This window comes from Mucilaginibacter phenanthrenivorans, from assembly GCF_024721155.1.
Taxonomy (GTDB): domain Bacteria; phylum Bacteroidota; class Bacteroidia; order Sphingobacteriales; family Sphingobacteriaceae; genus Mucilaginibacter; species Mucilaginibacter phenanthrenivorans.
In genome coordinates, this window is sequence record NZ_JAHVAP010000003.1 from 244,016 (window position 1) to 270,631 (window position 26,616).

The 26,616-nt window shown below is 43.9% G+C and carries 21 protein-coding genes; 15 read left to right on the plus strand and 6 right to left on the minus strand.

The features are described from left to right. Positions 1-20 precede the first annotated feature (20 nt). The 3 genes from KXD93_RS07665 to asnS form a co-directional block, all read right to left on the minus strand. Positions 21-3,272 (minus strand): S41 family peptidase, encoded by a 3,252-nt coding sequence (locus tag KXD93_RS07665; protein ID WP_258136395.1) that lies wholly within the window; start codon positions 3,270-3,272, stop codon positions 21-23. A gap of 132 nt (positions 3,273-3,404) precedes the next feature. Then, complete coding sequence (locus KXD93_RS07670) at positions 3,405-3,860, minus strand: SRPBCC family protein (protein ID WP_258136396.1); 456 nt, start codon at positions 3,858-3,860, stop codon at positions 3,405-3,407. 166 nt (positions 3,861-4,026) lie between these two features. Next, positions 4,027-5,475 carry an asparagine--tRNA ligase gene (asnS, locus tag KXD93_RS07675; protein ID WP_258136397.1) on the minus strand — a complete coding sequence of 483 codons (1,449 nt, stop codon included), beginning with the start codon at positions 5,473-5,475 and terminating at the stop codon, positions 4,027-4,029. Between the two features lie 223 nt (positions 5,476-5,698). Here asnS and KXD93_RS07680 point away from each other — a divergent pair, with 223 nt between their 5' ends. The 4 genes from KXD93_RS07680 (at position 5,699) to KXD93_RS07695 (ending at position 9,911) form a co-directional block, all read left to right on the plus strand. Continuing rightward, entirely contained in the window at positions 5,699-6,556 is an 858-nt protein-coding gene (locus KXD93_RS07680) for a DMT family transporter (RefSeq protein WP_258136398.1), read from the plus strand. Between the two features lie 198 nt (positions 6,557-6,754). Further along, positions 6,755-7,555 carry a shikimate dehydrogenase family protein gene (locus KXD93_RS07685; RefSeq protein WP_258136399.1) on the plus strand — a complete coding sequence of 267 codons (801 nt, stop codon included), beginning with the start codon at positions 6,755-6,757 and terminating at the stop codon, positions 7,553-7,555. Next, a complete protein-coding gene (gene gldD / locus KXD93_RS07690) occupies positions 7,552-8,130 on the plus strand; it encodes a gliding motility lipoprotein GldD (protein WP_258136400.1) in 579 nt (192 codons plus the stop codon). Before KXD93_RS07685 ends, gldD begins: the two co-directional genes overlap by 4 nt. A 137-nt stretch (positions 8,131-8,267) precedes the next feature. Further along, positions 8,268-9,911 (plus strand): M1 family metallopeptidase, encoded by a 1,644-nt coding sequence (locus KXD93_RS07695; protein WP_258136401.1) that lies wholly within the window; start codon positions 8,268-8,270, stop codon positions 9,909-9,911. 214 nt (positions 9,912-10,125) lie between these two features. On the opposite strand, the gene KXD93_RS07700 is transcribed toward KXD93_RS07695, so the two are convergent. Then, positions 10,126-11,454, minus strand: coding sequence for an alpha-L-fucosidase (locus KXD93_RS07700; protein ID WP_258136402.1), 1,329 nt, complete (start codon positions 11,452-11,454; stop codon positions 10,126-10,128). 296 nt (positions 11,455-11,750) lie between these two features. On the opposite strand from KXD93_RS07700, the gene prfA reads away from it, so the two are divergent. From prfA to KXD93_RS07745, 9 genes are all read left to right on the plus strand, one after another. After that, complete coding sequence (gene prfA, locus KXD93_RS07705; protein ID WP_258136403.1) at positions 11,751-12,824, plus strand: peptide chain release factor 1; 1,074 nt, start codon at positions 11,751-11,753, stop codon at positions 12,822-12,824. Positions 12,825-12,879: 55 nt separating this feature from the next. Then, on the plus strand, positions 12,880-14,262 hold the full coding sequence (locus KXD93_RS07710) for a S41 family peptidase (protein ID WP_258136404.1): 1,383 nt from the start codon (positions 12,880-12,882) through the stop codon (positions 14,260-14,262). A gap of 234 nt (positions 14,263-14,496) precedes the next feature. Next, positions 14,497-15,435, plus strand: coding sequence for an FAD:protein FMN transferase (locus KXD93_RS07715; RefSeq protein WP_258136405.1), 939 nt, complete (start codon positions 14,497-14,499; stop codon positions 15,433-15,435). Positions 15,436-15,660: 225 nt separating this feature from the next. Next, positions 15,661-16,005 (plus strand): hypothetical protein, encoded by a 345-nt coding sequence (locus KXD93_RS07720; RefSeq protein WP_258136407.1) that lies wholly within the window; start codon positions 15,661-15,663, stop codon positions 16,003-16,005. Positions 16,006-16,035: 30 nt separating this feature from the next. Continuing rightward, positions 16,036-16,920 carry a hypothetical protein gene (locus KXD93_RS07725; protein ID WP_258136408.1) on the plus strand — a complete coding sequence of 295 codons (885 nt, stop codon included), beginning with the start codon at positions 16,036-16,038 and terminating at the stop codon, positions 16,918-16,920. 7 nt (positions 16,921-16,927) lie between these two features. Continuing rightward, a complete protein-coding gene (locus KXD93_RS07730; protein WP_258136410.1) occupies positions 16,928-17,611 on the plus strand; it encodes a response regulator transcription factor in 684 nt (227 codons plus the stop codon). A gap of 118 nt (positions 17,612-17,729) precedes the next feature. Next, a complete protein-coding gene (locus KXD93_RS07735; RefSeq protein WP_258136411.1) occupies positions 17,730-19,064 on the plus strand; it encodes a sensor histidine kinase in 1,335 nt (444 codons plus the stop codon). A 168-nt stretch (positions 19,065-19,232) separates the two neighbouring features. Further along, positions 19,233-20,072 (plus strand): DUF6515 family protein, encoded by an 840-nt coding sequence (locus KXD93_RS07740; protein WP_258136412.1) that lies wholly within the window; start codon positions 19,233-19,235, stop codon positions 20,070-20,072. Between the two features lie 359 nt (positions 20,073-20,431). After that, positions 20,432-20,929 (plus strand): hypothetical protein, encoded by a 498-nt coding sequence (locus tag KXD93_RS07745; RefSeq protein WP_258136413.1) that lies wholly within the window; start codon positions 20,432-20,434, stop codon positions 20,927-20,929. Between the two features lie 74 nt (positions 20,930-21,003). Here KXD93_RS07745 and KXD93_RS07750 read toward each other — a convergent pair whose 3' ends face one another. Together KXD93_RS07750 and KXD93_RS07755 are read right to left on the minus strand one after the other, a co-directional pair. Then, entirely contained in the window at positions 21,004-21,783 is a 780-nt protein-coding gene (locus KXD93_RS07750) for an SGNH/GDSL hydrolase family protein (protein ID WP_258136414.1), read from the minus strand. A gap of 73 nt (positions 21,784-21,856) precedes the next feature. Beyond that, positions 21,857-23,971: a prolyl oligopeptidase family serine peptidase gene (locus KXD93_RS07755; protein WP_373417349.1), complete on the minus strand. Its 2,115-nt coding sequence runs from the start codon at positions 23,969-23,971 to the stop codon at positions 21,857-21,859. Between the two features lie 356 nt (positions 23,972-24,327). On the opposite strand from KXD93_RS07755, the gene dnaG reads away from it, so the two are divergent. After that, positions 24,328-26,247 (plus strand): DNA primase, encoded by a 1,920-nt coding sequence (gene dnaG / locus KXD93_RS07760; RefSeq protein WP_258136415.1) that lies wholly within the window; start codon positions 24,328-24,330, stop codon positions 26,245-26,247. Further along, a complete protein-coding gene (locus KXD93_RS07765) occupies positions 26,247-26,615 on the plus strand; it encodes a YraN family protein (protein WP_258136416.1) in 369 nt (122 codons plus the stop codon). Before dnaG ends, KXD93_RS07765 begins: the two co-directional genes overlap by 1 nt. The last annotated feature ends 1 nt before the right edge of the window (position 26,616 follow it).

Genomic DNA, 26,616 nt, shown 5'->3' on the forward strand with positions numbered 1-26,616 from the left:
GTAAGTCTGGGTGTTTATAATTATTGCCCTTTAATTGTCTTCAACATCTCCTTAACGGCAACCTGCAATTGCTGGTCTGTGCCGGTTAGCACCTGGTTATAGTCATTGTTAACTTTAATATCTGGTTCCAGCTGGTGGTTTTCTGTTGCATGGGTTTCGTTGGTGCCCCACGTAGACCACATCGGGATGCCGAAATAAATTGAATTGTCGATCTGGGTTTCCCACCATACGGCCGTACCTGTGCCCGCAACCGGCATACCTATCAGCTTACCAATGTTCAGCTCCTTATAAACATAAGGGAATATAAATGCATCCGAATAATTGCCCTCGCTGATCAATACGCAGGTTGGCTTGGTCCATTTGGTGAGGGATTCTCCACCCAATACCTTATTGTTTTGCGGGCGAAACTCCAGGTATTGTTTACCGCTTAAAAAGGTAACCAACTCATCGTGCAGATTACCGCCGCCGTTGAAGCGGGTGTCAACAATCAATGCCTTTTTATTAACGTTGCGTCCCAGCACCTTGTCAAATGTAACGCGGTAGCTCGGATCATCCATGCTGCGCACGTGTACGTAGCCAACTTCTCCGCCGGATAAGCTATCTGTCAGGAATTCCATTCGTTTGATCCACCGGTTATAAAGCAGCATATTGCCTTCCATGCCTGCTGTTATTGGTTTTACAGTTTCCTGGTATTGCTCGTTTGTTTTGGGATCATGAAAGCTGATCAATGTATAATTACCCGCCTTGTGGTTCAATAATTTCGACCAATCTGCAGCAGCGGTAATATCATTGCCGTCAATTTTGTCGACGATATCGCCCTTTTTCATTTTGGTTTTTTCAATGTCGAAGGGGCCGCCGGCAATAACTTCAGTTACTTTCAATCCGTTTCCTTCTGCTTTTTCATCATACAAAAGTCCCAATGTAGCTGTAACATCACGATCCGGGAATTCGGGGATATAACCGCCGCCGGTATGGGAGCCATTCAATTCGCCGAGGAACTCGCTGAGCAGGATCTCGAAATCATAATTATTGTTGATATTGGGTAAAAACTTGGCATAATCCTCGTGATAGAATTTCCAGTCAACACCCTGTAGTTTAGGGTCGAAGAACCGTTTTTCAACCTGCTTGTAAATATGGTCGAACATGTAACTTCTTTCTGCTGTCGCGTTTAACTCCATACTTGTGCTGATATGTACAGGCGTCACCTTGCCATCATCAACACCAACTTTCATGATATTGCCACCTGCTAGTACAAATAAGGTTTTACCGTCATTGCTTAAGGTAAGCGATCCGTTTGGCGCACTTAAGTCGGCAAGCACTTTTGTCTCGTTTGTGCGCGGCATGGTAACCCAAAGGTTGTAGCCTTTTTCGTATTTAGCCAGGTAGAATAATTTCTCACCGTCTAACGAAAGCTTGTCGTCAGCAATATCTGCCGAACTGATGGTTAACCTTTCCGTGCGGTTCTCAAGGTTCTCTAAAGTTGGGATAAATTCAGGTGCCTTCTTTTTAACAGTATCCTTTCCTTTTTTAGTTTTTGCTTCCGCTTTTTTTAGTTCAAGGGTATCGCGTTTTTCCTGCTCATTTTTTAGGGTGAGGTCATCCTTGCTCAGCTGGTACTTATCCCAGGTAGCCTGGTCGAAGAACATACCGTAAACATCCATCTGGCTGCCCGAGCTAAAGTTCTTCATGCCCTTCTTATCGTTTTGCCAGTACATCATTTTACCGCCCATTCCCCATTGTGGCTCACCATTATTAAAGCCGCTTTGTGTTAGGTTAATGCGCTTCCCGCTGCCATCAGCTTTCAGCAATACCACCTGGTTACTGCCAAACCGGCCCTCGCTCGATTGTGCCAAAAGATATTTGCTATCCGGCGACCATGCAAAATACTGGTCACCGTCCTGGTAGGAAAAGTTTACGCCTTCGGCGATTAGCGTAATTGAAGTTTTGGCCGCGATGTCATACACCTTAATGGTATTTCTTTCCTCAAGGTAAGCGATCTTTTTCCCGTCGGGCGAATAAACCCCCTGGAACTCATCCTTAGGGGTAGCAATAACCGGCTCAGTTTTCAGCGTGGTTGATGCATAAAAATAAGGCTCGCTTTTGTTCACAATCGATACCTTGTAGATATCCCACGAACCATTGTTTTCAACAGAATATAAAATGCTGCGGCCATCCGGGCTGAACTGTACCATGCGTTCCTGGTATGGTGTATTGGTGATCCTTTTGGTTGCATTCCCATCCGCCGAGGTTACAAAGATCTCGCCGCGGTATACAAAGGCAACCTCCTTTGCATCCGGAGATACCGCCATTTCAGTAGCGTCACCGGTAACAGGGATAGTTTTTACCTGGTCGCCGTCAAAATCTGCCGTTGCGGTGATGGTAAGTTTTTGTGGTTGACCGCCTTCTTTAAAGGTATAAAGGTCACCATCCTGCGTAAATGAAAACGTTCCGTTATCAGCCCGCGACAGGTTACGAACAGGGTCCTGCGTGAATGTGGTTAACTGTGTTACTGTATTGGGATCCGCTTCGGATGAAGCAAAAAGGTTTTGATTGCCATTGCGTTCGCTCAGGTAGTAAAATTTACCGGCATCGCCCCAAACCGGTTCGCGGTCCTCACCCACAAATGGCGATACTTTGGTATAGCTGTTGGCTTTGGTGTCATAGATCCAGATATCGCGTGTTACAGCCGAGGTATGGTGCTTACGGTAGTTGTTTTCATAGCCTTTCCTATCCTGGAAGATAAATTTATCGCCTGCTTTATTAAAATGGACGAACTCGCTACCTGCATTATTTACCAGCAGGCTTCGCCCGCCTTTAGCCGGAACTTTATACAGTTTTACAAAGTAGCCATCGCCGGGAAACCGGATAGACGCGGCAACGTCATGCCGTGCGCTGCCGAAGTAAACGGTTTGGTTATCAGCCGAGAAATCGTAAGGAATGTCCTTGCTTGAATTATAGGTAAGCCGGTTTGCATTGCCGCCGTTTGCAGGCATAACGTATACGTCGAAATTGCCATACCTGTCTGAGGCGAAGGCAATGGACTTGCCATCATGGCTCCATACCGGGTAGCCATTGTAGGCGCTGTTAATGGTTAATGCTGTTGCCTGGCCGCCGCTTGAGGCAACCTTAAAAATAGTGCCCTTATATTCAAAGGCGATCCAGTTTCCATCAGGTGAAATAGCAGCCTGCTGCATCCAAAGCATGTGCTCCTGCGCAAATAATTTTGTAAAAACGGAGAGTGTAAAAACAATTACAAGTAGTGATCTTTTCATAAATGTGATAAAGCCATAAGACTGTTGAAAAAAGAAATAATTACAGGGATGGGATATTTTATATGCGGCCACCCAGGGTTATAATTATAAGAAAGGTAAATATAATTGATAATCAACTAAATAACAACAGGATTAAAGACCGGATTCTGCTGCCTTCCTGATTGCTTTATTTCTCTTCTCCAGTAATCTTTGCATATACAGCCCTAAAAAACGTGAGTCGGCAAATTCGCCAAGCCTGCCAAATGGAGATTCAAATGTGAAAATATCCTTCATAACCGTTTGATCACCCACGCCAAAGAATAAGTGTTGGTGCCGGAAACTTTTAAAGGCGCCGCTTACCATTTCGTCAGTAAAGTAATTTGGGTATTCAAATTCGGTGATCTTCGAGGTGAGGTTTTGCCAGATGCCGAAATGCTTTGCCCGCCAGGTTACGCTTTCACCCAATTCAATCAACCCGCTGGTGCACCCGGCAATGGCCCGCTCACCAGTTTGTTTGGTTGACTCCACATGCATCTCAATGCTCCGCGCCAAATCAAAGCAGCGGCCAATTGGGGCGTTGATGTGGGTGGAGAGTTCTATTTGGGTCATTAAACGTTATTTAAACAAAGTTTGTCATTGCGAGTGATAGCGCGGCAACCTCGTTGCAGGCAGGGCGAATACGCATTACGACGAGGTTGCTTCGTCGTTCCTCCTCGCAATGACATTTTTTTAAATCAGTGAAATCTACCCTAATCCGTGTAATCCCGGTTCCCGGTTAAAATTCCGCGTTCTTTGGATACCTTGGGAAAGGGATTACATCCCTGATGTTGCCCATACCGGTAACAAACAGCACCAAACGTTCAAAGCCTAAACCAAAGCCGGCATGCGGACAAGCGCCAAACCGGCGGGTGTCCAGGTACCACCAAAGCTCATCCTTAGGGATGCCCATTTCGTCCATGCGTTGTTCTAGTTTGTCCAAACGTTCTTCACGTTGTGAGCCGCCAACAATTTCGCCGATGCCCGGGAACAGGATGTCCATAGCGCGAACCGTTTCGCGGCCGTTGGCATCAACCTCGTTCTGGCGCATATAAAATGCTTTGATCTCTTTTGGATAATCGGTAAGGATCACCGGTTTTTTAAAGTGCTTCTCCACCAAATAACGCTCGTGCTCCGACTGCAAATCGGTACCCCAGCCCTCAACCGGGTACTGGAATTTCTTTTTCTTGTTCGGAGTGGATTCCTTTAAAATGTCGATAGCCTCGGTATAAGTAAGGCGCTCAAAATCATTATCCAAACAAAACTTCAACTTGTCTATAAGGCTCAACTCTGAACGCTCATTTTGTGGCTTTTGCTTTTCCTCTTCGGTTAGGCGCTGTGTTAAAAATTCTATATCATCTGCGTTTTTATCAAGCGCATATTTTATCACATATTTCAGCATGTCCTCGGCAAGGTCCATGTTGTCGTTCAAATCGTTAAAGGCAACTTCGGGCTCGATCATCCAAAACTCGGCAAGGTGACGGGTGGTATTGGAGTTCTCCGCACGGAATGTTGGCCCGAACGTATAAATATCACTTAAAGCCATTGCGCCAAGCTCCCCCTCCAGCTGGCCGGACACGGTTAGGTTAGTCGCCTTTGCAAAAAAGTCCTGTGAAAAATCAACCTCCCCGGTTTCGGTTTTTGGCGGATTTGCGAGATCGAAGTTGGTTACGTGAAAGGTCTCGCCCGCACCTTCCGCATCCGATGCGGTGATGATTGGCGTATGCAAGTAAACAAACCCGCGCTCCTGGAAAAACTGGTGCACTGCAAACGCAAGGCTGTTACGCACCCGAAAGATGGCACCGAAGGTGTTCGTGCGGAAGCGCAGGTGCGCCTTCTCACGCAAAAACTCAAGTGTTTGCCTTTTTGGTTGTAAAGGATATTCTTCGGGATCGCAATCGCCTAAAATTTCAATATCCTTAGCAATAACTTCTACCTTTTGACCCTGTCCTAAGGATGGGATCAGCTCACCGGTAACACTGATAGCCGCACCAAACGTGATGCGCTTAAGCAAAGCAGGATCGGTGTTTTCAAAATCAACAACAACCTGGATGTTGTTATTGGTGGAGCCATCATTCAAAGCAATAAAACGATTCTGGCGGAATGCACGTACCCATCCCTTAACTATTATCTCAATACCTGTCTGTTCGCTTTCTAATAATGCTTTGATCTTGATTCGCTGGCTCATATAAAATATTTTGAGGGGCAAAAATAACATTATTTGATTGTTGTCTGAATCAGAATTTGCAGAATTAAAAGATTTTCAGAATGGTAAGCGGTTATTCCGATAAATAATCATCTTGTTAATTCTCTAATTCTGGAAACGGCGCAGCCTTCTTGAACGCTTTTTAAAAAAAATAAAGTTAACATGTGAAAAATTCTGATTCAGACAATTAGTAAGTTTGCTTCACATGAATCCAAAAGCAAGCCTAATCATTGGCATCCTCTGCATCTCTTTTTCGCCAATTTTTGTAAAGCTTGCAGGGGCTTCGCCTATTGCGTCGGGTTTTTATCGCATTTTTATTGCCTGGCTTTGTTTGCTGCCTTATTGCGTCATCAAAAAGCAACTTAAAATTGGCCGAAAAGAATTAATGGTAGCCTTAATTGGCGGGATAGTTTTTGCCTCAGATATTGCTGTTTGGAACTTATCGCTTATCAAGATCTCTGCCACCGTATCAACACTTATAGCAAATCTTGCTCCTGTTTGGGTTGGATTAATCAGCTATTTGGCATTTAAAAAGAAATCGGGAAGGGTGTTTTGGATCGGGACCTGTGTAGCCATTTTCGGGATGGTGATTTTGGTAGGCGTGCAAAATTTAATGTTGCTGCAGTTTAATATCGGCATCCCGCTGGCCTTGCTGGCCAGTTTGTTTTATGCCATCTACATTTTAATCACCCGAGGCATCCTGCAAAAGATAAGCACCATCACGTTTATGTTTTATAATATGCTGGCAGGAAGTATTTTTTTGTTCATCATTAACCTGTTCCTGCATAACCAGCTTACTGATTTCACAATGAACGCCTGGCTGTGCTTCCTCGGAATGGGTTTGTTATGTCAATTAGTGGGATGGTTGACCATAAATCATACGCTGCGTTTTTTGGAGTCGACCAAAGTTTCCATAGCATTGTTAAGCCAAACGGTGATTGCCGGATTTTTAGCCGCGCTGATGTTGCATGAGACATTGGCGTTAAAAGAGATTGTCGGCAGCGTAATTGTACTGGCTGGAATTGCGGTTACTTTTTTAAAGGCTAGGAAAAGTGTGAGTTAAATAGGGCCTTATTTTACGCGCTTTAAAAAACAACGGGGAAATAAAACGGCGCATTGTTATTCTACGTTCTAAGGAACGTTGCAATTTTCCATCACTTTATAAATCAATAAACATATTTGCCCGTTTTCTTCTTAATATTACGTTTTGAAAGTGTCGGGAAATCTCGCTCCTTATACTAACATCTTATAGCTAACAAAAATGAAACATTACGGGCTTATTGGCTATCCGCTTACGCATTCATTCTCAAAAAAATACTTCACCGAAAAGTTTGAACGTGAACATATTACTGATTCGGTTTACCATCTTTTCCCGCTGGAAGATCTTCATGATCTGCCGAAATTGCTGGCTGATAACCCGGACCTGTGCGGACTAAATGTGACCGTGCCCCATAAAATAGGCATTTTAAAATACCTTGATTGGGTTGATGAGGATGCCCGCGGCGCCGGTGCTGTAAACTGTATCCGCATCAGCGCGGAGAGCCCGGTGATGGCTGCTTTTTCAGGCGAGCTTGGGATAAAGGGGCACGACTTTAGGCTGGAGGGATACAATACCGATATCTATGGCTTCGAGATGTCGTTGAAGCCGTTGCTGACCGATAACCATGATAAAGCCCTGGTTTTAGGCGATGGCGGCGCGGCAAAGGCGGTTAAATGCGTGCTTGAAAACCTGGGAATTGCCTATAAAGTGGTGACCCGTAAACCGCATGGCGATAATATACTTTTTAGCGATTTGAAACCGCACCACATAAAACAGCATACCATTATTATTAATACAACGCCATTGGGCACGTCGCCGAACGTAGATGAATGTCCGCCGATCCCATATGAGGCGATTACCGAAGATCATTTATTATACGACCTGGTGTATAATCCCGAAAAAACCTTATTTTTAAAAAAGGGAGAAGAACAGGGCGCCACCATAAAAAACGGCTACGAAATGCTCTTGCTACAAGCCGAAAAAGGCTGGGAGATCTGGACATCCAAACAAAAACATCCATGAGGAAAATTGTATTGTTTATAATGGTCGTTTCATTATTTGCTGCCTGCAGCGGTGATCATGATTATTCGCCCAAACCGCGTGGATATTACCGGATAGTTTTTCCTGAAAAGGCCTATCAGCCTTATACTTCCAGCGCTCCTTTTACCTTCGAATACCCAAAGTATGCTACGATTGAGCCGGACAAAAATCCGGACGCGAAACCTTATTGGTTAAATATGCAGTTCCCGCAATTTAATGGAACCCTGCACCTGAGCTATGAGCACATCAAATCTAAACAGGAGTTTAACGAGCTTGTTGAGGATGCCCATAAGTTAAGCTTTAAGCATACCATAAAGGCAACGTCTATCGACCAGGGCTCAATCTATTATCCCGACCGGAAGGTTTACGGTATTTATTATGCCATCGACGGGAATGCGGCTTCGTCTGTACAGTTTTTCCTTACCGACAGTACAAAAAATTATATCCGCGGCGCGCTTTATTTTAACAACGAACCCCGGCTGGATTCTATTCAACCCGTACTTACGTTTGTAAAAAAGGATGTGGATTTGATGATAAAGACTTTTAGGTGGAAGTAGGGAGAGAGTAGGGAAGTCCGAAAGTCAGTAAAGTCCGGAAGAGGGAGTTAGGTTTTTTTATAGCGATGGGTTTGAAACCCATCGCTATGCAGAAAGCCATCTGTTACAGTTACATTAAAAACTAAAATATTATCACCATGTATAAAGCTATTTCCTGTTTTGTTTTTGGGTTGATTTGCTGTTTGTCGCTAAAAGCGCAAAACACCGAACCGGCCTTTGATGTGCAGCACTACCGCTTCGCCATTCAGTTAACTGATGCAAACGACACCATTAAAGGCCAGGCTAAAGTGCGGATCAAATTTTTGAAGGATGTAGGCTCCCTGCAGCTCGACCTGGTTAAACAAAAAGATGCGGCGGCCGACTCTGGCAGTAATGCAGGCAGCGAGCATGTTAGAAACAATAAAAAGGCGGGCCTGGCAGGTAAGGGTATGCTTGTGTCATCAGTAACAGAAGATGATAAGGCAGTAACCTTTACACAGGATGTTGAAACCCTGGATATCAAAACAGATGCCAAGGCAAACAGTACACACAGCTATACCATTATTTACCAGGGCATTCCAGCCGATGGGTTGATCATCTCGACCAATAAATTTGGTCATCGTACTTTTTTCGGCGATAACTGGCCTAACCGGGCACATAACTGGCTGCCATGCGTTGACTACCCTGTAGATAAAGCGCAGGTTGATTTTGTAGTTACCGCACCCGATCATTACGGAGTTGTTGCCAACGGTTTAAAGGTTGAAGAAACAGTTTTACCTAATCATTACAAGCTAACCCACTGGAAGGAGACCGCACAACTGCCTACCAAAGTGATGGTTATCGGCGTTGCCGATTTTGCCATAGACCATCCCGGCGATGCAAATGGAGTACCTGTTTACACCTACGTATTCCCCGAAAACAAGGAAGTCGGCTTTAAAAACTACGCGGTAGCCACGCAGATCCTGCCGTTCTACATGAAAAACGTTGGACCTTATGCCTATAAAAAGCTGGCCAATGTACAGTCGAAAACCATATTTGGCGGCATGGAAAACGCAGGCGCAATTTTCTATTTTGAAAACTCAACCACTACAAAGGGCATTGAGGAACTAATGGCACACGAGATTGCGCACCAGTGGTTTGGCGATGCTGCAAGTGAAAGAAATTTTGGTCACGTTTGGTTAAGCGAGGGCTTTGCCACTTACATGACCAATCTTTACCTGGAAAGCAAATATGGCCCGGATACTTTAAAAAAGCGGGAAGCCGAGGACAGGCTAACGGTGTTCTCCTTTGAAAAGAGGAGATACACGCCGATAGTTGACACGCTGGTAAAAAGCAACTACATGCAATTGTTGAACGCGAATAGTTACCAAAAAGGCGGCTGGGTGTTGCACATGCTCCGCAGGAAATTAGGCGACGAGGCGTTTTGGAAAGGCATCAGGGCTTATTATGCCAAATACAATGGTGGTAATGCCTACACCAGCGGACTCCAAAAAATTATGGAGCAGGCAAGCGGTAAGGATTTGAAGCAATTTTTTCAGCAATGGCTTTACACCACGGGGCATCCGGATTTAGGAATTAAATGGAAATACAATGCCGGAATAGTAGAAGTAACCGTTACGCAAAACCAGGACACGTTGTATGAATTGCCGTTGGAAATTGCAATTGGCAATGAGCAACATACCATCAGCTTAAAAGACAGGATTACCGTAATGCAGTTTAAAACCTCCGCAAAACCAACAGAAATTAAAGCCGACCCAAATGTGAATTTGCTGGCGACGTTTGCGGTAGCTGAGGGAAATTAATTGTTGAGTTTTTTGGAATTTGCTATAGCAAGCTAATTGATATGGGCGGGATGTCATGGTGAGGCACTCGAACCATGCGGGCAAAGGCCTTTACGCCCTGCTTAGCAAATGGATAGGCCTCTGCGCACGTCGCCCTTCGAGTGCCTCAGGGTGACACCTCACCCAAAATTGATTATAACTTTTTATGGTTAGTGGCAGCGAAGAACCGTCTTTCCTACAACCCACCCTGTCCACGATATAATTTTACCGGGCCGTTAAGCTTTAGCTTTAAAACGGTCATATATTTATCCTGCATGCCTTCGGGTAAATCAACGTAGACAAGGCCGGGCACAGGGCTCCATGATATTTTACCGACTACTTTATGCGTGAGCTTTTTGTCGGTGCCAACAACCGTTATATCTTCAATTTTATTATCCAGCCCCTTAAGCATTACCTGGCCGCTGGTTTTGCCCGATATAAACAGGTAAAGCGTAGTTGAATCTTTCGACAACGTTGTCGGGCCATAAAAATGGCCCGCCGGAATACCTGCAACTGTGTTAAATATTGCTTCACTATGCACTTTATTCCAGGCACCTAATTCCTTTAGTACATTAACTTCCTGGTCGGGGATGGTACCGTCCTCCTTAGGGCCGATATCCAAAAGCAAGTTACCACCATTGGCCACAGCATCAACAAAAATAGTAATGATCTCATTTGGCGTTTTCCAATTCTGATCTGCCTGTTGGTAGCCCCAGTTGTCGTTTATCGTCATACAAAGTTCCCACCAATTAAACGGCGGGCGGGTAACCGGGAAGTTTTGCTCGGGTGTGGTGTAATCGCCATAGCCTTGCAGCCTGCCGTTAATTATGGCATTGGGATTTTTGGAGAGGATGATATGCCTGATCTTTTCGGCTTGCCATTCTTCGGCGCTGTGTTCCCAATCGCCATCAAACCACCACAGATCAGGCTTGAACATATTGTTAATCTCGGTTATCTGTCCCTGGAAATACATTTTGAAGCTGTCCCATCTGTCGTAATCATTTTGTAATGAATACCGGGAGCTATCCTTTAAAAATCCGGGATAATTCCGGTGCGACCAGTCGATCAACGAAAAATAGGCGCCGCATTTAATATCCCGTTTGCGTAACTCCTCAAAAAGCGGCTTTACCATATCCCTGTTGGCTGGAGTTGCCTTTACTATGCTCAGGTTACCCTGCTTGGTATCGTACATTGCCACGCCGTCGTGATGTTTGGTGGTGATCACAGCGTAACGTGCACCGCTTTCCTTTATCAGGTCGGCCCACGCCGCGGGATCATACTTGCTAAGCGTAAACCCTTTCAGTTGCTTCATATAATCGGCATAGCTAATCTTTTTGTTATGGAAGCTCCATGATTCGTCGATGCCGTTAACCGAATAAATGCCGGCATGAATAAATATGCCCAGCTTGGCATCGGCAAACCACTTCATTTTATCAGCAATGGTTTTTGGGTCGATTTTAGGTTGTGCCGAAGAATAAAGGGTAACGGCACAAAAAAGAACGAGCAAAATGGATTTCCTGGTCATAGCGATAGCGTTTTGTTCACGGATAGAAAATACAATATTAGCAACATTTTGTTGGCTGTCTGCATCAACAGGAATTTACCCACTTGGCATCGAAATCAACGCAATCAGGCAAATCATCTTAAAATCAACGATTCTCTTTACACCGCTATGAAAAAAAATCGCGCAAAATTTCGTACTTTTGTGGGCTTTTAAACTAAGATTTATAGGATAAATGGATTTTAAGATCTGTTTGTTTAATGTGTAATTTTGGTTTAAACAGCAGAATTGCCGCATCCAATAAATAAGCGGTCAAAATTATGTTAGAGAAATTAGAAGCGATATTTCAACGCTGGAAGGATGTTGAAGCCGAGTTAAGCAGCCCTGATGCCATGGCTGATATGAAGCGTTTTGCCCAATTAAATAAAGAATATAAAGATCTTGCCAAGGTTGTTGACCAGTACAATATCTACCGCAACATCATGAGTAATATCGACAGCAATAAGGAAATCTTAGCTACTGAAAAGGACGAAGAGTTCCGCGAAATGGCTAAAATGGAGCTTGACGAATTGCTGGTTAAGCAGGATGAAATGGAGGAAACTATCCGTTTGATGCTGATCCCTAAAGATCCGGAGGATTCTAAAAATGCTATCGTGGAAATTCGTGGTGGTACCGGAGGTGACGAAGCTGCACTTTTTGCAGGCGACCTTTACCGTATGTACATGCGCTATTGCGAACGCCGTGGCTGGAAAACCGAGTTGGTTGATTATACCGAAGGTACTTCTGGCGGATACAAGGAAATTGTATTCAACGTTAATGCCGAGGACGCCTATGGCAATTTAAAATATGAATCGGGTGTGCACCGCGTACAGCGTGTGCCTGATACCGAAACCCAGGGCCGTGTACATACATCGGCTGCAACCGTGGTTGTGTTGCCTGAGGTTGACGAATTTGACATCGATTTGCAGGTAAGCGATATCCGCAAGGACCTTTTCTGCGCATCTGGTCCGGGTGGACAATCAGTGAATACCACTTACTCGGCGGTGCGTTTAACACACATTCCTTCAGGTATTGTTGCACAGTGCCAGGATCAAAAATCTCAACTAAAAAATTACGATAAGGCCTTACAGGTATTGCGTTCGAGGGTTTATGAAATGGAGCTGCAGAAGCACCTGGAAATAACCTCCAAAAAACGTAAAACCATGGTATCAACCGGCGACCGTTCTGCTAAAGTGCGAACTTACAATTATCCACAGGGTAGGTTAACCGAGCACCGCATCGGCCTAACCATTTACAACCTAACCGGCGTAATGAACGGCGACTTACAGGATATAATGGAAGCTTTGCAATTTGCTGAAAACGCTGAAAAATTGAAGGAAGGTACTGTAGCGTAATTTTATCGGTATTTGCGCTGCAACGTTTTTATTAAAACGCCCGTCTATTACGCAAATGAAAAGACTGATATTTCTGCTGCTGGTTATGATAACAGCATCAATCTGTACTTATGGACAGATGCCCAATGAGCCTAAATTTTCTGCAACTGCTTTAAAAGGCGACCTCGCCTATTTGCAAAACCAGTTATATACTGTTCATGTTGATCCGTATACCGAATTTAGCCGGGCACAGTATGATCTGCTTTTTAGCGCTATTGATAAAAAACTAACCGACTCGCTCACCGCCACCGCCTTTTTGAAATTGATTAAACCGGTTATTGCCCACTTATGTGACGAGCATGCCCAGGTTTATTTACCCGAAAAGCTGCTTTGGGCAAGTTATCAGCACGAGGATGTATTTTTGCCAATTACCTTAACAAAACGCGGCAACACATACCGGGTTGAGAAGGTATTATCCACGGGTAGTAGCTTGAATTCTGGAGACATCATTACAAAAATCGATAATAAACCGATAGCCGAGCTGCTCGATCAATGCGCCTTATTATCCTCAGGCTACGCCGATCAGCGTTTAGAAAAGGCGCTGATGCAATTTGGATATCTGTATACCTGGACACTGCCGGGCGTTCAGAAAAGCTATGTTGTTAAAACCGCGGATGGCAGGAATATTGTAATGGCCGGCGTTTCGCTAAAAACCTGGAAGGATGAATTAAACAAGCAGACCGGCTGGGACAACGCCTGCAATGAAGCAATCGCCTATCAAAAAATTGGTAATGCCGGTTATGTAACAGCGTGCTCATTCAATATCCCGCCAAAACAAATCGATTCTATTCAAAAAAAGATCTCGGCGATATTTGAACAGGTAAACAAGGATAATCCGCAATACCTCTTTATCGATATTAGCAAAAATAGTGGCGGGCAATCCGTTGTGGGCAGGATGCTGATCGATGGTTTTAATAATAAGCCTTATGCGGGGTTCAGTTCGAATTTCAAAAGGAGCCAGGATTATATTAACCTATTAAAATCATGGAAGGTTGAGGCGGATGATTATTATAAACAAGCGCCCGAGGGGAAAGTCTTCCATTTTTCGTCAGATACTACCTTTCCACCTGAACACAACGATAAACGCTTTAAAGGAAAAGTATTTATAATAGTTGGCAACGGCACCTTCAGCAGTGCCATGATGATGGCTACCTGGATAAAAGACAATCATTTAGCCATCATAGCCGGCGAAACGCCTATGATAGGCCACCCCAATGGCTTTGGTGAATTGTACAATACCAAATTGCCCAACACTAAAATAAACCTACTTTTTGGTGTAAAGCAATGGATAAGACCAAGTGGCGACCTGAAGAACAACCTTTTACTCCCCGATCTTAAGGTTACATTAACCGACGATAAGGCCCAGCTGATAAAGAGCGTGCTCAATGCATCGCGCTAAGCGGGGGTGATTTGCTTTTTATTGTTTTGCCCCTGTCATGCATTTGTCTTTTTATGCTCCGGGTATGGAGAAAGTTCCCTTTTACATATTTCGAAATGGGGTTTTCATCTCATTTTCATAAAGCCCAGCTACTTTAGCAATATAAATTTTAGCGGTATTCTGTATTGTTGGCTACAAAACCAATAATAAAGTGGCCTAAAATTTAATGGTTTAACGTTTAAAAAATTAACGCGTATGCTGGCTGTAAAAAGTATCTCCCATAATAACTCTATCATCTTCAGGCGTTCTTTGCGCTTAATGGGCGACCAGTTTGAGATTAGTGTTGTTGGAAATAACCCATCGTGGGCGGACGAGCGGATTGCTGATGCTGTGGCAGAGATTAACAGGGTTGAAAAACTATTGAGTGCTTTTAGTGAAGACAGCGCAATCAATACAATAAACCGCAACGCAGGTATTAAACCGGTAAAAACAAACGCAGAGATCTTTAAACTGATTGATCGTGCTTTGCAAATTTCAGAACTTACTTACGGCGCTTTTGATATTACCTATCTTACCGCAGATAAAGACAATAATTCAGACAATCAGAATGGCGGAATTGCTGTAAAAACGGCTGTTAAAGTAAGCTATAAAAATGTTGAAATTGACGCCGCCGCTCAAACAGTGTTTTTGAAGGAGCCGGGCATGCGCATCAGCTTTGCGGCTAACGGTAAAGGTTATGCTGCCGACAGGGCAAAATATGTATTACAATTACAGGGAGTTAGCAGCGGCGTAATAAATTCAGGCGGCGATTTACTAACATGGGGCGCACAACCGGATAACGAGCCATGGACGGTTGCAACTGCCGATCCGTCGCAGGAAAACGTGCCGTTTGCAAATGTCGATATCAGCAATATGGCCGTAGCAACATCGGTGAATACCGATAAGTATGCTACCGTGATCGACAAAAAACTATTGGGCTCGTTTAATCCTAAAAAAGGGTTCCCGGTAAGTAAAATTAAAAGTGTAAGCATTATAAGCACCACTGCTGAGTTTGCTGATGCAATGGCCACCCCGGTGTTGTCAATTGGCATTAATGCAGGTTTATATTTAATTAACCAGCTTAATCAAATGGCAGCCGTGATCATTGATGATCATGACCGCGTTTACACATCAAAAAATGTAAGTATCAATTAAACTTTTATTTTTTCTTTTGACTAAATAAAAGCTATTTTTATTCCATATTAGTGTATGTATAACACTAATATGGCTGTTATAATAAACCTCAGTTATATAAATTCCGATCAATTTAAACTTTGTAACGCCGGCACCGTTATGTAATGGTATTAACGCCAAATAATTAAATAAGTAATGCTTAATTAATTACTGTTTGAAAAGAATTTTAACATTTTCTACTCCTCAATGATAAAGTGGTTTGCGTATATTGTGTTGTTATTGATATTTGCACCATGTTTATCATCTGCTAAAATAAAAAAACATCATTTTGATTTTGTTTCTGATAAATTGCGGATAAGTTTGCCTTTTGCAGATCCGTTAACTGATACTGCAAAAACTAAAAAACAGCAGGAACAGGACGAAAAAAAGAAAATTAAGGAAGTAGCCAAGGCTAGGAAACAACCGAAACCTGAAAAGGTTGAACCTGAGGACAATCCGGCAACTTCCAAACCCAAAGTAAAGCCGAAACGGCTGCGCCGGCCGGAAGGGTTGGAACGACCGCCTGAAATACCCAGGAGAAATGGCAATTAACAGATCGAACAGACGTTATACCGAAAACCAATGAAATACTATTTTGTATTGCTTCTTTCTGTAATAGGTTCTGCTGTAAACGCGGCATCGGCTTTGCCATTGCATTACAATGGCCCGGGGAGTCGCGCGGTTGCAGATACGGATTCGGCTATCAGGAAACGGTCAATTTCTGTGGGGATCAACTATGGGAATGATGTTTGGTTCTATGGCCGCACAAGCCCGATTAGATATCCTTTTATGGGTACGGATGTTATTTATAACTCAAAGTCGGGAGTTTTTGTTTATGCCTCCGCAATGAAGGTGTTGGGATATGATCCGCTTGTTGATGAAATCGACCTTGGCGCCGGCTATTTTTACAAGTATTCAAAAAAAGCAACCGGAACCTTAAGCTACAGCCGTTTTTTCTTTAATAAGGATGCCGCTAATGTAATAAAGTCGGCATCATCCAATGATATTAATTTCAAAAATAGCTACGATTGGAAGATCGCCAAATCAAGCATCACCACCGATTATCTTTTTGGTAAGTCGAGTGATTTCCTCGTTACATTCAATATTTCAAAATATATTGAAACCAGCTGGAGTATTTTTGACGACCAGGATTATTTGTCGTTTAACCCATCTGTCAGCGCCATATTTGGCACGCAGAATTTTGTGCACAAATATTCACTGGACCACCCTAACAAGCTTGAGCTTTATGATATTGATCATGCTCCGGAAGGCTCACCGCAAAACCCATATAACAATGGCCGTTTTAATTCGCTTAACTACAGCGTAAAAATACCTATTGCTTATAACAGGCCGCATTACACGTTGGAAGCATCCTGGAAATATTCTATCCCGGTAAATGTGGAGGGCGAATTAAAAAACAAACATGAGGTGTTTTTTAACATGACATTTTACTACTTATTTTACTAGCATATATATGAATGTTTTAATAATTGAAGACGAAAAGGCCCTTGCCGGTGAGCTGGAGATTTTTCTGACCAATTATAATTACATCTGTGAGGTGTGTTACGACGGCGTCTCGGGCTCAGAGAAGATTGCTGTAAACCTGTACGATTTTATTTTAATAGATCTTGGCCTACCGGATTACGACGGGCTCGACCTGCTTAAGGAGGCGAAGAAGAATAATTCAGAAGCTATTTGTATTATATTAACGGCCAGGGCAGAGGTGTATGACCGCATCAAAGGGCTCGATCTTGGAGCTGATGATTATCTGCCTAAGCCATTCTCTCTACTGGAGCTGCAAAGCCGGATGCAGGCTATTACCCGGCGGCGCTTCGGCCTTAACCAAAGTTTGGTTGATTTAGGCGGATTTATAATAAACTTAACTGAGCGTACCATTACCTATCTTAACGCCGAGGTAAATACCATCACTAAAAAGGAGTTTGATTTAATTGCCTACCTAATATTGCACAAAAACCGCACATTAACACGTTCTCAATTAAGTGAGCATATTTGGGGCAGCATTATTAATGATGACTACGACTCGAACTATATTGATGCGCACATAAAAAACATCCGCAAAAAATTGAATGCCTTTGCCCCGCCCGACTGGTTAGAGACGGTACGCGGATTAGGCTATAAGATAAAAATAAACAGTTAGAGAAGAGAGGGGCAAGAAATTAAGAGTCAGGAATCAAGATGAAAATAAATAAAGCAATTTTTATCGATACCGTACTTTTCTTGATTCTTGACTCTTGTCATCTTGATTCTAATCAAACATGAAGCTTAAAACCAAACTAACGCTGTTTAATACCATCTCGAAACTGGTGATCGTTACCATTTTCGTTTTGCTATTGCCGAGTTTGATAAAAAAGATCAACCAAACCTATACCGACAATAAGCTGCGCAAACAAAAGGACAAGCTGCTGCAGATAGTGGATACCCAGGGGATCAAGAGCTATATTCAATCGGGCGAAAGTGATGCCAGCTGGTATACGCCACTTAAGGAGGACTATGTTAGTTTGGATGTCGACTCCGTTCCCGGCTATGTGGACACCATAAAAAATGAGAAGCGGATCCTGCAGGGTGATACTATTGAATACCGAATATTGAGCCACAACTTTAAAGCCGGGAATAAAAAATACCTGCTGGAGATTGCCATCAGTGTTGATGCGATAACCGAAACCACCCGCCCGCTGCAAAACCTTGCCTTCCAGGTACTGGTCGGGATGATATTGCTCACCATCATGGCTGATCAGATCTACTCTACCTACGTACTGCGGCCATTAGGTTTGATTATCAAGACAAAGCTCATCGGCCAAAAATTTCCGAATTTCGGTTCGTATAAAGAAGTAAAAACCAGCACTTCCGATTTTCAACACCTTGACCTGAGCATCCATAAAATGATAGAAACGATTGAAAGTACGTTCCAAAAGGAGCGTGAGTTTATATCAAACGCCTCGCACGAGCTGATGACACCCATCTCCATACTGCAATCAAAAATCGAAAACATGTTTGAGCAGGAGGATATTGTTGACGAGGTAAAGGCACGGTTGCTGGAGATGCAAAAAATACTGAATCGCCTAAAAAGCATTACTAAAACATTGCTGCTGATCTCACAGATTGAAAATGAACAATTTTTAAAGGAAGATAGGGCTTCGTTGCATGATATTTTGCAGGATGTTTATGACGAGATCTCCATCAGGTTACAGGACAAAAACATCAGCTATGAAACTTCGCTGCCTACTAACTGGCAATTGGTTAATGTAAATAAGTTCCTGCTGTTCAACTTGTTTTTTAACCTTATCAACAACGCCATAAAATACAACAATCCTGATGGTGAGATAAGAATAACGGCGGAACGGGAAAATAATGCCTTTACCGTTAGCATAACTGATACCGGGATAGGCATTAGTGTCGAGGATTTGCCGTTTATATTTAACCGGTTCAAGAAATTCAGGCAGTCTCTTTTGCAGGACAGCTTTGGCCTGGGGTTGCCTATTGTAAAATCGATAGCTGCATTTCACAGCATTAGGATAGAAGTAGTATCCGAAAAGGGACGGGGCAGCACATTTAAGCTTGTTTTTCCGCCCGGAGCTGTTGAAATTGTGTAATAAAAACTACCTGTACAGGCCGAATTAGGAATTTAATTTGCTTATTAATATTTTTGAGAGGGCATTAAACCTTTACGCCGGTTTTTTGTCTAATATACTGTCCGGCTTAATTTATAAGACAGTGATACTTAAACCGGTAAATTTCTGTTAAATAATTATAATAAAAATATGAAAAGGTTATTTAAATATGCATCAGGGTTGTTTTTAACCGGGATGCTTTCTGTGTTGGCGGTTGCTTCAGCCAGCGCACAGCGTGGCGCAAGCCACGGCGGTGGTGGTGGCGGCATCCGTGCAGGCGGCGGTGGTGGCTTCAGTGGTGGTTTTCGCAGTAGTGGTATTGGTGTTTCACGCCCGGCCACTGGCGCCAATGTTGCAGTAAGTTCACGATCCAGCGCTGCAGTTGTCGCGTACCGCGGACGTACAGGAAACTACCTTGGCGGCACAACAGGTTACCATGGCGGTGCTTTTTACCGCACGGGCTTAGGCTATTATGGTTATCCGCACCTGGGCTTTTATTTAGGCGTATTGCCGTTTGGTTATTATCCGTTTTACTGGGGATCATCCCTGTATTATTATTATGGCGGCGTGTTTTACAGCCCATATGATAATGGCGGCTACCAGGTTACCGAACCACCGGTTGGTGCGGGCGTTCCTAGTCTGCCGGATGATGCACAGCCAATAAAAATAGACGGGGTACAGTATTATGAGCTTAGCGGCGTGTATTACAAAGAAACCGTTGACGACAAGGGTAAAAAAATATACGTGGTTGCCGGTAAGGATGGTGTTTTAAACACGGGTGATTCAGTTACCGATCCTAACGCAGACGTTGCTGCCCCACAGGTTGGCGACGTTGTAAACCAGCTGCCCGATGATTGCCGCAAGGTAACATTGAACGGGAAGAAATATTATGTTTCGCCTAACAATATTTACTACGAGAAGGTAACCGGTCCTGATGGCAACACTGCTTACAGGATTGCGAGCTTACCAAATGATGATAAGGGCATTTAATCGCCAATAAAGCGAATGTTTTTAATGGGCTCCGTTTTACGGGGCCTTTTTTATTTTCCCTGGGTCAAGTGCCTTCATCCCATAGCTAAAAAGCAGCGAATTACACAATGAAAAGTTTTATCATGGTGGGCTCTCTACCCTTTTCAATTGAGTCGGCATAACAGGATTTACCCTATTTGATTTAAATAAAGTAGCTGAAGTATAGATAGTTATAGTGTGATGCCAGAGGCAGCCTAAACTAAACAGATAAAAAACTGTCTATATCTAAACAATACGTAATTATAAACAAACTTATCGGGCTATAAACAAAATAACGGCTTATGATAAGTTCGTATCTAAAGAAAAACAAAATTAATATTATGAAAAAGTCAATTTTTATAGCAGCATTAATATTTAGCTGTTTATCAATAAAAATAGCCGATGCGCAGATTCGTATCAGCTTAAACATAGGCAGCCAGCCCGAATGGGGCCCTACAGGTTATGATCATGCTGACTACTATTACATGCCCGATGTTGATGCGTACTATGACGTAAATGCTCATCAATATGTTTATTATGAAAATAATGTTTGGGTGCGTAACGTAGCATTGCCGCCACGTTATCATTTCGACAGGTATCACAGCTACAAGGTTGTTGTTAATCAGCCTACACCGTGGGTGCATCATGCTGATATCAGGGCAAGATATGCCAGCTACAGGGGCCGTCATGACCAGACTATAATTCGTGAGAGCCATGACGAACGTTACCGTAACCATTGGCACGATAATGGAAATCATTATGGTCAGCAAAAGGAACACGGTGACAAGGGACATGGACACGACAAGGATCGTGGTGACAAAGGCCATGATCGTGACTAACAATATCATTATATTAAAACAGAAGAGCCCCGGTATTATCGGGGCTCTTCTGTTTATCCATGGCACGATTGAAGCTATTTGGCAACCTTCTTTACCACTTTATTTATTGCCTCGCCCCAAAATGTTCCCAATGCAGCAGCGCCCTGCTTATTTGGGTGCAGGTAAAACGTACCGGCATGGCCGTTCTCCGGGCGCAAATCGGTAAGTGAATGTTTCTTAAAATAATCAAATGCCTTAGTGTCGCCTACAAAAACACGCTTTGGGTACGCTGTTGCGTAATCTGCAACTAACTGATCAATTTGGGGTATATAATCTTGTAGTCGCTGTAGTCCCTCAGCCAGGTATTTGGCGCCGTTATAAGTATTGGGGCTATACCATATCGGATGTTGAAAAATAACGATACATCCCGGAAATTCCTTCAACAGGCTATCGGCAATGGCCTTCAAGTTCTGGTAGTAAACCTCCGGGAACACGGGTGCGCCTCTCGGTCCTTCAATGGCGCTGTCATTAGTGCCGAGCTTGATAGAAAATATCAACAAAGCGTGTTTATTAGCAAAGGCGCGTGCAGCCTGCTCCACGTCCTTAAACACTCCATGGGTTGAAGGCAAGAAGTCGACGGTGGTGTAGCCGCTATGCCCCTGGTTTGCAAAAGCAACGTCTCCGATGTTACCCTGCTGTTTTAAATAATTTACAGCTATGGCAGGCGGCGCTTCAGTTACAGGATCCAGCCCGGCGCCATAGGTAATGCTGTTGCCAATAAATACAATGTTGACGTCTCTTTTAGCCTGGGCAAATGAATGCTGTAAGCAGGTAAAAAATACGGCTGTGATTAAAAATAAGACTTTAACTTTCATTTAACTTGTTATAATTGTTGTTGTAGACGGCAGAATATTCTCCCCTAATCTCTGATCTCCAATTAACTAATCACTAAAACCCCACTCCCATATTCCAAAACATAAAGGCCCATTTATCAACCTGCCCGCTTATAACCTGCTCAGTGCTTTGGCCTGCCCCGTGGCCTGCTTTGGTTTCGATGCGGATAATTGTTGGAGCAGGACCTTTTTGATATTCCTGCAGGCGGGCCGCAAATTTAAACGAATGTGCCGGCACTACGCGGTCATCATGGTCAGCTGTGGTAACCATCGTAGCAGGGTAGCTGGCCGGTTTTAAGGCATGATAAGGCGAATATTTATAAAGATATTCAAACATCTCCTTCGAATCCTCTGCCGTTCCGTAATCATAGCTCCAGCCAGCGCCGGCGGTAAATTGGTTATAGCGCAACATATCCATTACGCCAACCGCCGGGAACGCTACCTTGCAGAGGTCGGGCCGCTGGGCCATTACGGCACCAACAAGCAGGCCGCCGTTTGATCCGCCGGAAATTGCCAGGTAATCCTTAGACGTATATTTATGTTTGATGAGGTATTCTGCCGCAGCAATAAAGTCGTCAAAAACATTTTGCTTTTTCATCTTAATACCTGCCTTATGCCATTTTTCGCCATACTCGCCACCACCACGCAGGTTGGGTACCGCGTAAATACCACCATGTTCCAGCAAAATAATGTTCGAGGTGCTGAAGGCTGGCGTAAGGCTGATGCTGAAACCGCCATAGGCATAAAGCAACAAAGGATTTTTGCCATTCATCACCGTTCCTTTTTTATAGGTGATGATCATCGGGATCTTTGTTCCATCCTTGGATGGATAAAAGACCTGCTTGCTTTCGTATTGTTCCGGATCAAACTGAACGCCGGATTTTTTATACACAGTTGATGCCCCTGTTGCAATATCCAACTTAAAGATTGTTGGTGGATACACATAATTGGTGAAGGTATAATAGGTTTCCTTTTCCTCCTGTTTGGCGCCAAAACCGCTTGCCGTTCCTATTGATGGTAAGGTGATGGTACGCTCCAGTTTGCCATCCATATTATACTGCAACACAAGGGAGGTTGCATCCTTCAGGTATTCGGCAAAGATCTTTCCGCCGCCTGTTGATGCATTCAGCACGTTGCTGGTTGCGGGGATCAGGTCCTTCCAGTTTATTGGTTTCGGATCAGCTGCATCTACAGTTACAATTTTAAAATTAGGCGAATATAAATTAGTCAGGATATAAAGCTTACTGCCGACATTGCCTAATACGCCATGCTGATTGTCAAAATTATCAACTACGTTAATTATGAAGCTGTTGGGGTTGCTGAGATCCTGGATATAAAGTTCATTGCCGGTTGTTTCCTTAGCAGCCGAGATCACCAAAAAGCGCTCATCTTCAGTAAGTGACGCACCGATGTAGCGCCGGGGTGTTTTGTCGCCGCCGAAAATTAGCACGTCAGTATTTTGCTGTGTGCCAAGCTTATGGTAGAACAGTTTGTGGTATTGCGTGATACCTGCCAGCTGACTACCAGCCTTGGGTTTATCGTAACTGCTGTAGTAAAAGCCCTCGTTTCCCTTCCAGGCAATTCCGCTGAACTTAATGTCGATAAGCGTATCGCCGATCATGCTTTTATCACCGGTTTTTATAACGATCACCTTGCGCCAGTCGCTGCCACCCTCTGAAAGCTGGTAGGCGGCCATGCTGCCGTCTTTGGTGAAATCTATCCCCTGCAGAGAGGTGGTGCCATCGGCAGAAAATTTATTGGGATCAAGGAATACCTCAGGCGTTCCATCGCCCACCTGCCGCCATAAAACCGACTGGCTTTGCAGGCCATCGTTCTTATAAAAATAGGTGTATTTACCCTCCTTAAACGGAGCGCTGTATTTTTCGTAGTTCCATAACTTTTTTAGGCGCGCGTGCATGGCGTCGCGGTAAGGAATCTGGCCCAGGTAGTCCTGGGTAACTTTGTTCTCTTCTGTAACCCACTCCTTCGTGTCGGCGGCGCGATCATCTTCCAGCCAGCGGTAAGGGTCGGGCACTGTGGTGCCGAAATAGGTGTTAACAGTATCAACCTTTTTTGTAACGGGGTAAGCTATAGTTTTTTTATTCATTTGTTGGGCAAAAGCAAAGCTGCAAATTAAAACAGCTGCGGATAAACAGGTAATCGTTTTCATTGCAAAATTGTGGGTTGGCAAGCTAAGGTATGTTTTTTTGGGGAAAGGGAAAAGGGTGGGCAGGATACAACATCTTGCATTACACGGCAGGCCTGCGACCTGCGCTATCGAACTTCGCCCCTTCAGAACTTGGGATTGCAATGAAACCTTTACCGTTCCTGACCCCAAAGGGGTCTAACAAATCAGCGTAGGTCGCAGGCCTGCGCTAAAAACGGTGTAAGTTTTAAACCCATCGTTATTGAAAAAACCCTGCTAAATTTTTTATTCCACACCCTCATCACTTTAGCAAAATCATCTTTTTAACGCGGCATAAAAAAGCTATTTTTGTGATTACACTTTAGGTACTGCGTTAATTAATGATCACCAAACCCACCATCGACCGTATTATGGAAGCCACAGATATTGTGGAGGTGATAGGTGAGTTTGTGCAGTTAAAAAAACGCGGCGCCAATTACGTGGGCTTGTCGCCGTTTGCCAATGAGCGGACGCCATCGTTCACGGTATCACCTGCGAAGGGCATCTTTAAGGATTTTTCATCGGGGAAGGGCGGCTCGGCCATTACTTTTTTAATGGAGCTGGAGAAGTTTACCTACCCCGAAGCGCTTAAATGGCTGGCCAAAAAATACGGCATCGAGGTTGAGGAAACGATTGAAAGCACGGAAAATCGCGAAGAGGAAAATCGTCGCGAAAGTTTGATGATCGTAAGCGGGTATGCAGCTAAGTTTTTTCATGAAAGCCTGCTGGATACTGACGAGGGCCAAAGTATAGGCCTGAGCTATTTTAAGGAACGCGGCTTTAGTAACGAAACGATAAAGAAATTCGAGCTTGGTTACTCGCCCGATCAATGGGAAGCCTTTACCGGGCAGGCACTAAAGGATGGCTACCAGGAAGAATTCCTGGCGGAAACAGGGCTCTCAGTTAAACGTGACAATGGTTCGCTGTATGACCGTTACAGGGGGCGTGTAATGTTCCCGATCCATAGCTTTACAGGCAGGGTAATAGCCTTTGGCGGGCGTACGCTAAAAAGCGATAAGAACGTTCCCAAATATGTAAACTCTCCCGAATCGGAGATTTACCATAAATCAAATGTACTTTACGGGCTTTTCTTTGCAAAGAAGGCCATCCGTGAAGAGGATAATTGCTATTTGGTGGAGGGTTACGCCGATGTACTATCGGTACACCAGGCGGGCATTGAAAATGTGGTGGCTTCATCAGGCACCTCGCTTACTGTTGAACAGATCAGGCTGATAAGCCGCTTTACCAAAAACATAACCATTTTATATGATGGTGATGCAGCCGGTATAAAGGCATCGCTCCGGGGCCTGGATATGATCTTACAGGAGGGTCTCAACGTAAAGGTAGTACTGTTTCCTGACGGGCATGATCCGGATTCCTTTGTCCGCAACTTTGGGACAAACGGGTTTAAGAAGCATATCGACGAAAATAAAAAGGACTTTATCCTCTTTAAAACGGATATCCTTTTAAAAGAGGCCGGAAACGATCCGATCAAAAAAGCTGAGGTGATCAGGGAAATTGTTGAAAGCATCGCCAAAATCCCCGACTCAATAAAAGCATCGGTATTTATAAAGGAATGCAGCTACCAGTTACAGATAGACGAGCGCGCGCTGTTGTCCGAGTTGAACAAAATGCGGTCGGCGAAGGCGAAAAAGGATGGCCAGCAAGGTTTTCGTACAGCGCCTGCTGATGAGCCGCAATTTGATGAGCCTGAAGTAAGGATTGAAAGAGCGGACGAGTTTACACAGGAAAAGGAAATAATACGGTTATTGTTGCTTTATGGCAACAAAGTGATAGACTGGGACGGCATCGCAAACACGTACATTGGTCCGTTTATGATAGCCGAGCTAAGTGATGTAGAGTTTGAGAATACTACCTGCAAAGTATTCGTCGAAATTTATCGCAGGGAAGTGGAGAACGGCGTGCTGCCAGATGAACAATATTTTATCCATTATGCCGACAAGGAAATTGTTGACCTTGCGGTAAATCAGATCGCCACGAAATATACGCTCAGCGAAAACTGGTACGAGATGCACAAGATCCTGGTGAATGACGAACAGGTGAATATGAAGGCTACCATTTTGGGCGCTATCTTCCATCTCAAAAAACAAAAGGTCGGTAAAATATTGGAGGGGTTACGTAAGGAATTGCAAAACACCAGCGCTGAAGCCGACCAGGAGATCCTGCTCAATCAATACATGCACATGAAGAAGGTGGAGAAAACCATTTCGGATTACTTGGGTTCAGTAATTTTGAAATAATGGCGCAACATCTCGATCTTGGTCGCCGCGGGGAGGCCCTCGCAAAAGCTCATCTTGAAAAGGAAGGCTACGAGATTATGGATGAGAACTGGACGCATGGCCGGTTAGAGGTCGACCTTATTGCGTATAAAAACAAGATAATTATATTTACGGAGGTAAAAACCCGAACCGGAAACGGTTTTGGCGAGCCGGAGGATTTTGTAGATGCCCGCAAACAAAGATTATTGGTGGAAGCGGCGGAGGAATATATTTACCTGATGAACCACCAGGGCGAAGTACGGTTTGATATTATATCGATATTATTTGACAGGAATAACAATTTTATACTAAAACACATAGAAGACGCATTTTGGCCCACAGCCATGTAAG